Source organism: Tepidiphilus margaritifer DSM 15129 (genome assembly GCF_000425565.1).
In the GTDB taxonomy this organism is placed as follows: Bacteria; Pseudomonadota; Gammaproteobacteria; order Burkholderiales; family Rhodocyclaceae; genus Tepidiphilus; species Tepidiphilus margaritifer.
Genome location: NZ_KE384397.1, coordinates 138973 through 151872, shown reverse-complemented (window position 1 = coordinate 151872; position 12900 = coordinate 138973). Strand labels below are relative to the sequence as shown.

General features: G+C 66.9%; 12 protein-coding genes. 3 read left to right on the top strand and 9 right to left on the bottom strand.

Translation table 11 applies throughout. The features are described 5' to 3' along the window. Positions 1-2 precede the first annotated feature (2 nt). Both hemE and H607_RS0109400 read left to right on the top strand, forming a co-directional pair. A complete protein-coding gene (hemE, locus tag H607_RS0109405; RefSeq protein ID WP_028875226.1) occupies positions 3-1073 on the top strand; it encodes a uroporphyrinogen decarboxylase in 1071 nt (356 codons plus the stop codon). Continuing rightward, positions 1070-3067, top strand: coding sequence for a primosomal protein N' (locus H607_RS0109400; RefSeq protein ID WP_211218533.1), 1998 nt, complete (start codon positions 1070-1072; stop codon positions 3065-3067). The genes hemE and H607_RS0109400 overlap by 4 nt, the downstream gene beginning before the upstream one ends. 153 nt (positions 3068-3220) lie before the next feature. On the opposite strand, the gene H607_RS0109390 is transcribed toward H607_RS0109400, so the two are convergent. Then, complete coding sequence (locus H607_RS0109390) at positions 3221-4249, bottom strand: YeiH family protein (protein WP_028875224.1); 1029 nt, start codon at positions 4247-4249, stop codon at positions 3221-3223. Beyond that, positions 4246-4761 carry an SDR family NAD(P)-dependent oxidoreductase gene (locus H607_RS12485; RefSeq protein ID WP_051240805.1) on the bottom strand — a complete coding sequence of 172 codons (516 nt, stop codon included), beginning with the start codon at positions 4759-4761 and terminating at the stop codon, positions 4246-4248. Before H607_RS12485 ends, H607_RS0109390 begins: the two co-directional genes overlap by 4 nt. 315 nt (positions 4762-5076) lie before the next feature. On the opposite strand from H607_RS12485, the gene H607_RS0109375 reads away from it, so the two are divergent. After that, positions 5077-6096: a cytochrome-c peroxidase gene (locus tag H607_RS0109375; RefSeq protein ID WP_028875223.1), complete on the top strand. Its 1020-nt coding sequence runs from the start codon at positions 5077-5079 to the stop codon at positions 6094-6096. Between the two features lie 126 nt (positions 6097-6222). On the opposite strand, the gene H607_RS12480 is transcribed toward H607_RS0109375, so the two are convergent. Genes H607_RS12480 through H607_RS12465 form a run of 7 tightly spaced genes read right to left on the bottom strand, consistent with a single transcriptional unit; the run spans position 6223 to position 12863 of the window. Beyond that, on the bottom strand, positions 6223-7131 hold the full coding sequence (locus tag H607_RS12480; protein ID WP_051240804.1) for a cation diffusion facilitator family transporter: 909 nt from the start codon (positions 7129-7131) through the stop codon (positions 6223-6225). Then, complete coding sequence (locus H607_RS12475; RefSeq protein WP_051240803.1) at positions 7128-8525, bottom strand: ATP-binding protein; 1398 nt, start codon at positions 8523-8525, stop codon at positions 7128-7130. Before H607_RS12475 ends, H607_RS12480 begins: the two co-directional genes overlap by 4 nt. Next, positions 8522-9187, bottom strand: a complete 666-nt coding sequence (locus H607_RS0109360; protein ID WP_028875222.1) for a response regulator — start codon at positions 9185-9187, stop codon at positions 8522-8524. Before H607_RS0109360 ends, H607_RS12475 begins: the two co-directional genes overlap by 4 nt. Positions 9188-9191: 4 nt before the next feature. Continuing rightward, the gene (locus tag H607_RS12470; RefSeq protein WP_051240802.1) at positions 9192-10028 is read right to left on the bottom strand and encodes an SDR family oxidoreductase; all 837 of its coding nucleotides are present in this window, start codon (positions 10026-10028) and stop codon (positions 9192-9194) included. An 8-nt stretch (positions 10029-10036) separates the two neighbouring features. Next, on the bottom strand, positions 10037-10684 hold the full coding sequence (locus H607_RS0109350; protein WP_028875221.1) for an iron-containing redox enzyme family protein: 648 nt from the start codon (positions 10682-10684) through the stop codon (positions 10037-10039). A 14-nt stretch (positions 10685-10698) separates the two neighbouring features. Next, positions 10699-12180 carry an AMP-binding protein gene (locus tag H607_RS0109345; RefSeq protein ID WP_037990238.1) on the bottom strand — a complete coding sequence of 494 codons (1482 nt, stop codon included), beginning with the start codon at positions 12178-12180 and terminating at the stop codon, positions 10699-10701. Further along, positions 12165-12863 (bottom strand): thermostable hemolysin, encoded by a 699-nt coding sequence (locus H607_RS12465; RefSeq protein WP_051240801.1) that lies wholly within the window; start codon positions 12861-12863, stop codon positions 12165-12167. The genes H607_RS0109345 and H607_RS12465 overlap by 16 nt, the downstream gene beginning before the upstream one ends. Positions 12864-12900: the final 37 nt, after the last annotated feature.

The following is a 12900-nucleotide window of genomic DNA, read 5'->3' as shown; positions in this document are numbered from 1 at the left end:
TCATGCCCCCTTTGCAAAACGATCGCCTCTTGCGGGCGCTGCTGCGCCAGCCCGTGGATCGCACGCCGATCTGGTTGATGCGGCAGGCCGGGCGCTATCTGCCCGAATACCGCGAGACGCGACGGCGGGCTGGCAGTTTCCTCGCCTTGTGCAAGGATCCGGCGCTCGCCACCGAAGTGACGCTTCAGCCGATCGTGCGTTTCGGGCTCGATGCGGCGATCCTTTTTTCCGACATCCTGACGGTGCCCGATGCGATGGGGCTGGGGCTGTATTTCGTCGAAGGCGAAGGGCCGAAGTTCGAGCGACCACTGCGCAGTGAATGGGAGATCCGCAACCTTGCTGCTCCGGATCCTACGGTGGAGCTCGCCTATGTGCTCGAGGCGGTGCGGCAGATCCGGCATGCCCTCGACGGCTCGGTACCCCTGATCGGTTTCTCCGGCAGCCCTTGGACGCTTGCCTGCTATATGGTCGAAGGAGGAGCGAGCGAGGATTATCGTACGGTCAAAACACTGCTCTACACTCGTCCCGATCTGATGCACCGCATCCTCGAGGTGACGACTCAGGCGGTGACCGATTACCTCAACGCCCAGATCGAAGCGGGAGCGCAGGCGGTGATGCTCTTCGATTCCTGGGGCGGGGTGCTCGCCGAGGAAGCCTTCAAGACGTTTTCCTTGCCCTATCTGGCGCGCATCGTCGCGGGTTTGCGCCGTGAGGCGGAAGGCCGCATCGTTCCCTCCATCGTCTTCACCAAGGGGGGCGGCGTGTGGCTGGAAGATTTGGCCGGCATCGGCGCCGATGCCGTGGGTCTGGACTGGACGATGGACATCGGCCGGGCTCGGGCTCTGGTCGGGGACAAAGTGGCGCTGCAGGGCAATCTCGATCCAGCGATCCTCTTTGCGCCGCCCGACGTGGTGGTACGCGAAGCCTGCCAGGTGCTCGAAGCTTTCGGGTACGGTTCTGGGCACGTCTTCAACCTGGGGCACGGCATCTCGCAGCACACGCCGCCGGAGCACGTGGCGGCGCTGGTCCACGCCGTCCAGACCGAGAGCGTGAAATATCACCAGAAGGCATGAGCGAGGGGATGCGTCGGGTCCAGGTGCTGTTGCCGTTTCCCGGCGAGGGGTTGTTCGACTACCGGGTTCCCGAAGAGGTGGTACCGGGGCAGATCGTGCGCGTGCCCTTCGGCCGCGGCGCGAAGCTGGGCATCGTCTGGTCGCTCGAGGCGGATCCGTCCGTTCCTGACGAGCGGATCAAAGCGGTGGAGTCGGTCTGGCAGGGGTTGCCGCCGCTTGCCGCGGCCGATCGCGAATTGCTCGAATTCACCGCCCGCTACTACCTGGCACCGCTCGGCGAGGTCGTGGCGACGATGCTGCCTCCTGCATTGCGCCGGCGCAAGCGCGAACCCCGTACGGCGAAACCGGACGCGGGTGGGAGCGCGATGACGGCCGGGCTGCTGCCCGAGCTCACACCAGGGCAAAGAGCGGCGCTCGAGGCGGTACCGCGGGAAGGGTTCTCGGTGACGCTGTTGCACGGGATCACCGGCAGCGGCAAAACGGAAGTCTACCTGCGCCTGATCGCCGACTGTCTCGCCCGAGGGCGGCAGGCGCTGCTCCTGGTGCCCGAGATCGGTCTCACGCCGCAGCTCACCGGGCGGGTGCGCGCCCGTTTTTCTTCGGCGCGCATCGTCTGCCTGCATTCGGATGCGCCTGCCGGCGAGCGTTCGGCGGCCTTCGTGGCGGCGCTGCGCGGCGAGGTCGATATCGTGCTCGGCACGCGGCTCGCGGTGTTCGCGCCTTTCGTGCGGCTGGGGCTGGTGGTGGTGGACGAGGAGCACGATCCATCCTACAAGCAGTTCGAAGGGGTGCCCTACTCGGCGCGCGACCTGGCGGTCTGGCGGGCTCGCCGTTGGAACGTGCCGATCGTGCTCGGTTCGGCCACGCCCTCGCTCGAGAGCTGGGCGTCCTGCGAGGCGGGCCGCTATCGCCGCGTGGCTTTGTCCGCCCGCGCGAGCGGCCAACCCTTGCCGACGATAGAGCTCATCGACACGGCGCAGACGCCGGCCGAGGAGGGGGTGAGCGCGCCGCTCGCCCAGGCGATCGAAGCCACGCTCGCGCGCGGCGAGCAGGCGCTCGTTTTCCTCAACCGCCGGGGTTACGCGCCGGTGGTACGCTGCGGCCATTGCGGCTGGGTGAGCCGCTGCCCGAACTGTTCGGTCAATCTCGTCTTCCATCGCGACGACGGCCGGATGCACTGCCATCACTGCGGTTATCGGGAGGCCCCGCCGCGGGCCTGTCCCGAGTGCGGCGCGCTCGACCTGCAGCCCGTCGGCCGGGGCACGCAGCGGCTGGAGGAGCGGTTGCAGGCGCTGTTTCCCCAGGCGCGGATCGCGCGCATCGACCGCGACGCGGTGAGGACCTTGGCTCAATGGGAAACGCTGCTCGAGGAGGTGCGCGCGGGACGCTACGACCTGCTCGTGGGCACGCAGATGATGGCCAAGGGGCATGATTTTCCGTCGCTCACGCTCGTCGGCGTGATCGGGGCCGATGCCGGGCTCTACGCCGCCGAGGTGCGCGCCACGGAGCGGATGTTCCAGCAGCTGATACAGGTGGCCGGCAGGGCCGGTCGGGCGGGCGCGCCAGGTCGGGTGCTGGTGCAGACGGAGTTTCCCCAGCATCCGCTCTTTCGCGAGCTCGCGGCGCACGACTATGCCGCCTTCGCCGCGAGGACGCTCGCCGAGCGTCGGGCGCTGCGGCTGCCGCCTTTCGCTTTTCAGGCGTTGTTGCGCGCCGACGACGAGGCGCTGGAGCCGGCGCTCGCTTTCCTGGAGGCGGCGCGCACCACGGGGCGTGAGATTGCGGGCCGGGAAGGTTGGCCGGTGAAGGTGTTCGATCCGGTCCCGATGCGCCTCGTGCGCCTCGCGCGCCGCGAACGGGCCCAGCTGCTCGTCGAAGGGGGTCGCCGTCCTGCGCTGCACGCTTTCCTCGAGCGCTGGGTCGAGGCGCTGCGGGGCTTGCCCCATCCGCGTTCGTTGCGCTGGCGTCTGGAGGTGGATCCGCTGGAGACCTGAGGTCGATCAGGGGGGCCAGCGGTAGATTACTTCTGCCAGGCTTTGGCCTCCACCACGACCCGGTTGCGTCCTTTTTCTTTGGTTCGATGCAGGGGAAAACAGGCATCGTTCGGCATGGGTGTTCTCGCGCAGCGTTTTTCGTTGCCGTACAGCTTATCCCAGCATTGCCGCAAAAACACGGGTGACGCCGTAGCCGCCGAACACGAGCCAGAGGAAGAGCGCGGCGGCGAGGTAGAGCGGTCCGGGGCCGACCTGGCGAAACTTGACCACGTTCGTTTCCATGCCGATGGCCGTCATCGCCATCGTGAGGAGGAAATTGTCGACCCCGATCAGATCTTGCACCAGCCAATTGGGTAGCACACCGAGCGAATTGATGGCGCTGGCGGCGACGAACCAGACGGCGAACCAGGGAATGACGAGCCGAACGCCGGCGTTTTCCGTCCTGGTTTTGTGGCGCAGCGTGAGCCAACCCAGAGCGAGCAGCACGGGGGCGATCAGCATCACCCGGACCATCTTTACGATCACGGCGACTTCTCCTGCCCCGGCGATCCCGCCGGTGGCCGCGACCACTTGCGCCACCTCGTGGATGGTGCCGCCGCTATAGAGGCCGAAGATCTGGGGTGTGAGATGTAGCAGTCCCGTGGCATAGACGGCGGGGTAAAGAAACATGGAGAGGGTGCCGAAGAGGACGACGGTTCCCACCGCCACGGCGCTCTTGGCAGGATTGGATTCCAAGACGGACTCGGTGGCCACGACCGCCGCCGCGCCGCAGATGGCGCTGCCGGCTGCCGTCAGAATGGCGGTATCCCGGTCGAGCTTGAAGAGGCGGGTACCCATCCATACGCCGAGAGCGAGGGTGCTCACCACCATGGTCACCGACACGCCCAGGCCGGCCCAGCCCACGGCGGCAATCTGCTGGAAGGTGACGCGAAAGCCGTAGAGGATGATGGCCGCGCGCAGCAGATGTTTGGAACTGAAGAGGACGCCGGGCACCCAGGATTCGGGCAAGTGGCGTCGTAGGGTGTTGGCGTAGACCATGCCCAAGAGGATGCCGACGATGAGCGGACTGAGACCTAGGCGGGATATGGCGGGGAATTGTGCCATCTGCAACGCCGCTAGGGCGAAGAGGGCGACGAAGAGCAAACCGTGCAGGGCCGGTGCCCGTTGAGACAAGCCGTTCATCTCAGTTCCCATCCTGCGTCTGCGAGTGCGTCCTTGGGTGCGTACGGCGTCCATTGCCGTGCGATCACCTGCTTGCCGGTGACCTGGTCGGCCGCCCGCGCCATGAAAAAGGGGCCATTGACGTGGGTGTCGATGATGAGGCGCCACAGTTCCGGTGGCGTTTCCCAGAAAGGAGGGGGGGCGGTGAGAAAGCACGGGTTGACGTACTTCATCCCGCGTCCAGCGTTGTTGATGAGCACATCGAGTCGTCCCAGGCGTTCGGGCGCCGTGGCCACGGTGCGTTCGGCCTCTTCGGGATGGGCAGCGTCGGCCGTGAGGGGAAGAAAACGGTCGGAACCGAAGCGATCGCGGATCTCCGCTTCCAGCGCCTGCAGCTCACCCGATTCACGGGCGGCGGTACCGAGCACGCGTACCCCTGCAGCGGCGAGACCCAGCGGCATCGCTCGCCCCAGTCCGCGGCCGGCGCCCGTGACGATGGCAACCAAGGGGTCCAAAGGCATCGTCTCGTTCATGGATCCAGCTGCCTTGTTAGGTTTTCTGTCAATATACAAATTGCCAAAAAGTATATATCAACCCCCCCTCTTGATGGATGAATCGTTTCGTTTCTTGATGCTGCGCAAACCGGCCGTGAGTTCGGTCATCATCGGTGCAACCAAGCCCGAAGATGCGTTTGTGACGGGACGATGAAGAAAACCTTGCGGTGCGTGGCGACTGATGTTAATGGTGGCTTAAGAATCGCGTGAAACAATGAAACCCCGACCGTAGAATGGGAAAGGGGGTGATCCCCTTGGGATTTCCGTTTGTCTCGCACCGCAAGGAGAAGTCTCATGAAGATCAAACCACTGGCGGCTGCCCTTGCCGCTTTGGGGGTGGGGGTGTGTTTCGGCGTGCAGGCTGCGCCCGACGAACTGCGCGAAAAGGCCAAGGTGATCATCCAGCCGATCGAACCAGCGAAGATCGATCATCCGGCCAAGGTCGATCTCGGCCGTCAGCTCTTCTTCGAACCACGCCTGTCGATGTCCGGCATCATCTCCTGCAACACTTGTCATAACCTTTCATTGGGTGGCGTTGACAATTTGCCGACGTCCATCGGGCACAAATGGCAGCCGGGGCCGGTGAATGCGCCGACCGTGTTCAACGCCTCGCTCAACTTTGTCCAGTTCTGGGATGGGCGTGCCGCCAATTTGCAGGAACAGGCCGCCGGTCCGATCCAGAATCCGATCGAAATGGGGATGCCGCACACGCTCGCCGTGGCCGTGCTGCAGTCCATCCCCGGCTACGTCGACGAGTTCAAGAAAATCTACGGTACGGACCAGATCGCCATCGAGCAGGTCACCGATGCGATCGCCGAGTTCGAGAAAACCTTGGTTACGCCGAATTCGCGTTTCGACAAGTGGCTCAAGGGCGACGACAAGGCGATCACCGCCGAGGAACGCGAAGGCTTCAGGATTTTCTACGACAGCGGCTGTATCGCTTGCCACAACGGCCCCAACCTCGGCGGCAATTCCTTCCAGAAGATAGGCGTGGTCGAACCGTACAAATCGACTTCGCCGGCCGAAGGTCGAGCGGCGGTGACGAAAAAAGACGAGGATCGCTGGTACTTCAAGGTGCCGACGCTGCGTAACGTGGAACTTACCTACCCCTACTTCCACGACGGTCAGGCGAAGACGCTGGAGGAGGCCGTCACTCTGATGGGACGCTTGCAGCTTGGCCGCACCTTCACCGACGACGAAGTGAAGAAAGTCGTCGCCTTCCTGCATACGCTCACCGGCGAGCGGCCGCAGATGCCTTTGCCGCTGCTGCCGCCCTCCGGTCCGAACACGCCGCGCCCCGATCCGTTCAAGTGAGGAGCGCATCAGCGTAGCGTCGTGAGGTAGTCGATGATGGCCTGTCGGTCCTGCGGGTCCGGCAGGCCGTCTTCATCCGTCCGTTCAGAGCATGGATTTGGGTGGCGGCGGAGAGGCAGGATGGCCCTACACCGGATCGACGTGCGTGGTCAGGTGCAGCACGGGGTGGCGTGCCTTGACGGTGGCGACGACGCGCTTGGCGATTTCGTGCCCCTCGGCCACCGTGAGGTGCCCGTCGATTTCGAGGTGGACGTCGGCCACGATCATGTCGCCGGTCTTGCGGGTGCGCAGGTCGTGGATGCCGCGCACGCCGGGGATGGCGAGGATCTCGGCGGCGATTGCTGCGGCCTGTTCCTCGTTCACCGCACGGTCGGTGAGGTCGTGGAAGGCGTCGCGGGTAAAGCCCCAGCCCATTTTGACGATCATCAGGCCCACGATCAGGGCGGCGATGGGGTCGAGCAGGGTCACGCCCAGAAGGTTGCCACCGATGCCGATGGCAACGACGAGCGAGGAGGCGGCGTCCGAGCGGGCGTGCCAGGCGTTGGCCACCAGCAGGCTGGAGCGCACGCGCTCGGCGACGGCGAGCATGTAGCGGAAGAGGAGTTCCTTGGCGGCGAGCGCGCCGAGCGCCACCGCCAGCGCAAGCCCGTGCACGGTCGGGATGGTTGCGGGATTCTCCAGCTTGTGCACGGCGGTATTGATCATGCCGAGGCCGACGGCAAGGAGCAGCGCGCCCAGGACGAGCGAGGCGGCATTCTCGAAGCGTTGGTGGCCGTAGGGGTGGTTGGCGTCGGGCGCTTTGCGACTGTGGCGCAGGGCGAGCAGGACGACGAAGTCGGCCACGAGGTCGGAGAGGGAATGGATGCCGTCGGCTACCAGACCTTGCGAGCCGGACCAGAGGCCGGCGATCACCTGGGTGAGGGTGAGGCCGAGGTTGACGGCGACGCTCACCCAGGTGGTGCGTTTGGCCGCGCGTTCTCGTTCGGGAGAATCGGACTCTTCGTCGAGCTCGTCGAAGTCGTGGAGTTCGTTCATGAGGTTTCGGTCATGGCAGGGAGGGGGTGGAGGGGGGAATCTTCCGAGCGCGGAAAGACCACCCGCATCGTCGTGCCGCGGCCATCCGGCCCTGCTTCGGCGCCGACGCGGCCACCATGGAAGGCTACGATGCGCTGTACGATGGCGAGTCCCAGTCCGGCGCCGCCGCTGGGGCTGCCGGGGACGCGGTAGAAGGGCTCGAACACGCGGGCCCGTTCTTCGGGGGGGATGCCCGGCCCCTGATCGCTTACGGTGAGCGTCACGGTCGCGGCGTCGACGGTGAGGCGGACGTCGACGCGTCCGCCAGCCGGGGAATGGCGGATGGCGTTGTCGATCAGGTTGCGCACGAGGATACCCAGGGCGAGGGCGATGCCGTGCACGCGGGCGGGTTCCGGTGCATCCAACCCGAGTTCCACGCCGCGCTCGAGCGCGAGCGGCGCTAGTTCGGCCACCGCTTCGCGGGCGATCTCGCGCAGATCGAGTTCGCCGCGCAGGGTACGGGTCACGTCGGGTTCGAGCCGGGTGAGGGTGAGCAGTTGGGAGACGAGGCGGCTTGCTCGGTCGACGCCAGCGATCAGATGATGCAGGGCTTCTTCCCGCTGGGCTCCCTCCGGGGCGCGCAGGGCGAGCTGGGCCTGGGTCTTGAGGACGGCAAGCGGGGTGCGCAATTCGTGCGCCGCGTGCGAGGTGAAGCGCCGTTCGCGCGCCATCGCTTCGGCCAACGCCTCGAGCAGGTGGTTGAGCTCGCCGACGATGCCGCGAATCTCCACTGGCACCTCCGCGAGCGCGATCGGCGTGAGCTGGGTCGGCGAGCGGTGGGCGATCTCGCATTCGGTGCGCGCGAGCGGTTGCAGCCCCCGGCGCACGCCGACGAGCACGAGGACGACGAGCAGCGGCACGGCCACGAGCAGCGGTCCGACGAGCTGACCGATGACGTGGTAGACCAGTTCGGTGCGGCCGGAGAAGGGTTCGCCGACGTAGACTTCGAGGGGGCCGTCGGAGTGGATCTTGTGCAAGACGCGCCACATTTGTTTTTGATAGAGCACGTCGGCGAAGCCGTCGCCGGGAATGAAGCGTTCCGCGGCGGGGGCGTCTGCCGTGCGCACGAGCAGATGGCCGCGGTACCAGATCTGGAAGGCCGCCTCGTCGTCGTAGGCGCGGATGAGGCGTTCGCTGAAGACGCCGTTGAGCACTTCTTCCGTCGTCTCGTGCTCGTCGTTGAGTTCGTGCCAGGAGAGGTCGAGCAGCACTTCGGCGATCTTCTCCAGCCGATCGTCGTAGAATGCGTGGATTTCGCGCCGCGCATCCCAGAAGACGATGGCGGTGAGCACACCCCAGGCGAGGGCGAACACGCCCAGCATCAGGACGATCAGGCGTCGCCGCAGCGAGATCATCCGCGCTCCTTGGGCAAGAGGTAGCCGACGCCGCGCACCGTCACGATCCATTCCCGACCGAGCTTGCGGCGCAGGTGATGGATGTGGACCTCGATCGCGTTGCTCTCCACTTCGCTGCCCCAGCCATAAATCCCTTCTTCCAGCCGCTCGCGTGACAGCACCTTACCGGCATGCTCCAGCAAAAGGTGCAGGAGGGCGAATTCCTTGGCGGAGAGCTCGACCGGTGCGCCGTTGAGCGTCACCGTGCGCGCCGCCGGATCGAGCACGAGCGGACCGTGGCGCATGGCGCTGTCGGAACGGCCGTGGGCGCGCCGGTACAGCGCCCGCAGGCGGGCGGCGAGTTCTTCGAGGTCGAAAGGCTTGCCCAGATAGTCGTCGGCGCCGGCGTCGAGCCCGGCGACCCGGTCGGAGACCGCGTCCCAGGCGGTGAGGATCAGCACCGGGGTCTTCACACCCGCCGCACGGGCGCGCTTGAGCACCTCGAGACCCGAGAGGCCGGGCAGGCCGAGGTCTAGCACGGCGAGCTCGAACGGTTCGCTACACAAGGCCGTCAGCGCCGCTTTTCCTTCGCGCACCCAATCGACGGCATAGCCTTCCTGTTCCAAGCCGGTGCGCACGGCCGCACCCAGCATTTCCTCGTCTTCGATCAAAAGGAGTCGCATCGGATCATCGAGTAGCTTGTTTCCGTTCGAGTTCCTGGAGCGCCGCCTGGATCTCCTTGCGTCGCACGAAGCGGCGCACGGTTTCGGCCTGCTTGCGCAGCAGCCGGTCGAAGAGGCCCGGCCAGAGCGCGTTGAGGCGGACGAACCAGGGTTCCATTCCACCCAGCACCACCTCGCGGGCGTCGTCGAGGATCGCATCGAGCAGGGCGTCGGCCACGAGTTCGGGCGGATCGACGGCCATGCCGGTTTCCTGCGCCATGTCGTAGACTTCCGGCGGGTTGAGGGCGGTGCGCACGGCACGCGGGGCGACGAGCGTCACGCCCACGCCGCTGCCGGCGAGTTCGCGCCGCAGCCCTTCGGTGAAGCCGCGCAGGGCGAACTTGCTCGCCGCGTAGGCAGTGTAGCCGGGCAGCGCCAGGGCTCCCAGCACCGAGCCGCAGAAGACGAGCCGTCCGCTGCCGCGCGCCGTCATCTCCGGCAGCAGCGCCTTGGCAAGCCACATGGCCGAGGCGCAGTTCGTGCGCAGCAGCCGTTCGATGGCTTCGTCGTCTTCGTCGACGAAGGCGCGAAAACTTCCTACCCCGGCCAGATGGACCAGCACGTCGATGCCGCCCAAGGCTGCGCGTGCGCCCATGACCGCGGCGCGGCAGCCTTGGGCAGTGGAGAGATCGGCCTCGACCACCACCGAGTGCGGCAGTCGGGCCGCCAGGGTCTCGAGCGGTTCGCGCCGCCGCCCCACCAGGGCGACGCGAGCCTCCATGTGGGCGAGTCTCGTGGCGAGCGGCACGCCGATGCCGCCGCTCGCTCCCGTCAGCAGGACGCGTTTTCCTCGTATGTCCATGATTTTCCTCATTGCGGCAGGGCGCGGAAGACGTCGCCGTAGAGGTGGTACATTTGCCGGGCGCAGCGGATCACCGCCCGCTGGTCGTCTTCACCCGTGATCCGGTCCATCAGGCGTTCGAAGTAGGCGATGTGGCTTTGGTCGAGGTCGCCGTGGCTGGTGAGATAGGAGAAGGCCGCCTCCGGCAGGCCGAGCGCCGTCTGGATCGCCTTGGCCGCACGCGTGGCGAGGTTGACGCTCGTGCCTTCGAGCACCAGCACCATGCCGAAGAAGCCCACGGGGTTGCGCCGCAGCACCGTGTCCCAGGCGTAGGCGATCATGCGGTCGGTCTCGGGGGCCGGTTCGCCGCGGCGTACCGCCTCGGCATCGACGCCGCAGGCGCGCAAGTCGTCGAGCACCCATTCGTGATGGCCGTATTCCTCGCGGATGTATTCGGCCACGGCGCCGCGCAGCCATTCGAGCCGCTCGGGCAGCCGTGCGCCCACCGCCATCAGCAGGGGCACCGTCTGGTTGACGTGATGATAGGCTTGGGTGAGGAAGGCGCGGTAGGTCTCCAGGCTCACGTTTCCTTCTACCGCGGCGGCAAAGAGGGGAATCGCCAGGAAGTGCTTGCGCTCTTCTTCCGTTTCCTGCAGCAAGGTCTCATAGAATCCCATCGTGTTGCTCCTTGTCAGCGTTCCAGTTGTGACCACAGGCGCGCCAGCTCCGACGCGTAGGTGGTGAAGATGTGGGCCCGGCGCAACCGCCCGTTGGGCGTGAGCAGGCCGTTTTCGGGGGTGAAGGGCGCATCGGCGCGCACCCAGGCGGCGATGCGGGCGTAATCGGGTAGGCGGGCATTGGCTGCCGCGACCGCCCGTGCGAGCGCCGGTTCCGGCAGGGTCGTGTGGAGCACGGCCAGGTTGTGCGCGCGCCCTTCACCGAAGACCGCCGCCTGCACGATGCCTTCTTCCTGGGTCAGTTCCCTTTCGACCCATTCCGGCGAGACGTTGCGCCCGAAGGCGGTCACGTAAATGTCCTTCTTGCGTCCGGTGAGGAAGAGGAATCCGTCCGCGTCGAAGGTGCCGATGTCGCCCGTCGGCCAGAACCCATCGGCCATTGAGGGCGATTCCTGACGCAGGTAGCCGGCACAAACGGCGCCGCGCACCAGCACTTCGCCGTCGGGCGCGAGGCGAACCTCGTTGTGTGGCAGCGGCCGGCCGACGCTGCCGGGGCGTTCCGCGCCGGGGCGATTCACTGCCACCACCGAGGCGCATTCGGACAGACCATAGCCTTCATACACCGGCAGTCCCAAGGCGCGTGCCCGTTCGAGGAGACGCAAGGGGACCTTGCCGCCGCCCACTGCGAGGAAACGCAACCGCGCCGTGAGCGGCCCGTGCCGCTCGACTTCCGTCACCAGGGCGCGTAAGAGCTGTGGGGTGAGCACCACCGTGTCCGGTTCGGCGCGATGCAGCGCCGACCACAGGCGGGAAGGATCGACGCCGGCCGCGCCGTGCAATCCGAGTTCTGCCATGGGCCAGAGCACCGTGCCCATGCCGGCGAGCAGCGGCGCGTACAGCCCGGCGATGTTTTCCAGCAGCACGGAGAGGGGCAGCACCGCGAGATGCCGCTCGCCCTCTGCGGCCCCGGCGGCCCACACGAGCGAGCGCGCCACCGCTTCCATCGCCTCGCGTCGTAGCAGGACGCCTTTGGGCGCACCCGTGGTACCGGAGGTGTAAGTCACTTTGGCGATGCCCGGTGGCAAGGGCGGTGCGCTCGGCGCCAGCATCACTTGCCATAGCCGCACGCCGGCGACTTCGCCCAGCGCTCTGGCCTTGCCCTGGTCGGCGAACGCCTGGGGTTGGTCGGTGAGCACGGCACCCACGCCGGAATCGGCGAGCACGTGCGCGATCTGCGCCGCGGAGAAGAAGGGGGGCAGCGGCACGAGGGGGACTTCGGCCATCCAGGCGGCCAGATCGCACACCGCCCAGGCGGGGCCGTTGTCGAGGGCGAGCGCCACGCCGCGTTCGCGCCAGGGTTCGAGCAGGGATGCGAGCACTTCCACCGCGACGGCGGCGGTGGCGAAGTCGAGCGTCCGTTCGCGGCCGATCCACGCCGGTGCTTGCGGATCCGTTGCCGCCCAGCCGCGGAGCGCTTCGCTCAGGGTCGGGTACATGCCCTTTCCCCTTTCCAGCGCATCCCCGCGCCACAGCCCAAGGCGAGCCCGCGCAACCAGAGGGCGAGCAGACCGTCGCCGCTGCCAGCGAGCATTCCCCGCACCGCACCGGTACCTTGGGCCACCTCACCGGCGACCACTTGCGGGTCGCCCTCGTAATACGATCCCCAGCCCGCACCGCCGTCGGGCAGACGCTCGGGGTGCGCCGGCGCGAGCGGGTGCAGGACGATGCCGAGCCGCGCGAAGGTATTGCGCAGCTCGCGGCGTGCGGTGAATACCACCCACTGCACGCTGCAGGCGGCGAGAAAGGCCGTCAGGGTCACTACCAGCGCCCGGGCGCCGCCCGGTACGTCGGCCGCGAGGCTGCCGACTTCGACGATGCCCTCGCGCACCCCTCCGGGAAGGAGGGTCTGTACCGGGGCGTCGAGATAGTGCTCGAGGAAGAACGGCGTCTCGCCTCGGCGCAGCGCGAGCGCCGCCCGCACCTGGCCCGTGGCATCGCGCAGGGCGAGAAATGGGCCGCGAGGCGGGGCGATGTGCGCGCCGTACCGGGCCAAGTAGAGGGCCTGTACGAATCGGGCGACGTTTTCGCTCGATGCTTCGTTTTCGGCCACCCAGGCTGCTTCCGTGAGTCTGCCGGAAGCGTTCTTTTTCGGCCGGGCGGCACAGCTGATCGTCGCCATCGGGATCTCCTCGTTTCGTCGCGATGGGAGATACGAT

Excerpts from the sequence above, each read along its gene's own strand:
- hemE (WP_028875226.1), top strand. The coding sequence starts at position 3 with ATGCCCCCTTTGCAAAACGATCGCCTCTTGCGGGCGCTGCTGCGCCAG.
- H607_RS0109400 (WP_211218533.1), top strand. The coding sequence starts at position 1,070 with ATGAGCGAGGGGATGCGTCGGGTCCAGGTGCTGTTGCCGTTTCCCGGC.
- H607_RS0109390 (WP_028875224.1), bottom strand. The coding sequence starts at position 4,249 with ATGAACGGCTTGTCTCAACGGGCACCGGCCCTGCACGGTTTGCTCTTC.
- H607_RS12485 (WP_051240805.1), bottom strand. The coding sequence starts at position 4,761 with ATGAACGAGACGATGCCTTTGGACCCCTTGGTTGCCATCGTCACGGGC.
- H607_RS0109375 (WP_028875223.1), top strand. The coding sequence starts at position 5,077 with ATGAAGATCAAACCACTGGCGGCTGCCCTTGCCGCTTTGGGGGTGGGG.
- H607_RS12480 (WP_051240804.1), bottom strand. The coding sequence starts at position 7,131 with ATGAACGAACTCCACGACTTCGACGAGCTCGACGAAGAGTCCGATTCT.
- H607_RS12475 (WP_051240803.1), bottom strand. The coding sequence starts at position 8,525 with ATGATCTCGCTGCGGCGACGCCTGATCGTCCTGATGCTGGGCGTGTTC.
- H607_RS0109360 (WP_028875222.1), bottom strand. The coding sequence starts at position 9,187 with ATGCGACTCCTTTTGATCGAAGACGAGGAAATGCTGGGTGCGGCCGTG.
- H607_RS12470 (WP_051240802.1), bottom strand. The coding sequence starts at position 10,028 with ATGGACATACGAGGAAAACGCGTCCTGCTGACGGGAGCGAGCGGCGGC.
- H607_RS0109350 (WP_028875221.1), bottom strand. The coding sequence starts at position 10,684 with ATGGGATTCTATGAGACCTTGCTGCAGGAAACGGAAGAAGAGCGCAAG.
- H607_RS0109345 (WP_037990238.1), bottom strand. The coding sequence starts at position 12,180 with ATGTACCCGACCCTGAGCGAAGCGCTCCGCGGCTGGGCGGCAACGGAT.
- H607_RS12465 (WP_051240801.1), bottom strand. The coding sequence starts at position 12,863 with ATGGCGACGATCAGCTGTGCCGCCCGGCCGAAAAAGAACGCTTCCGGC.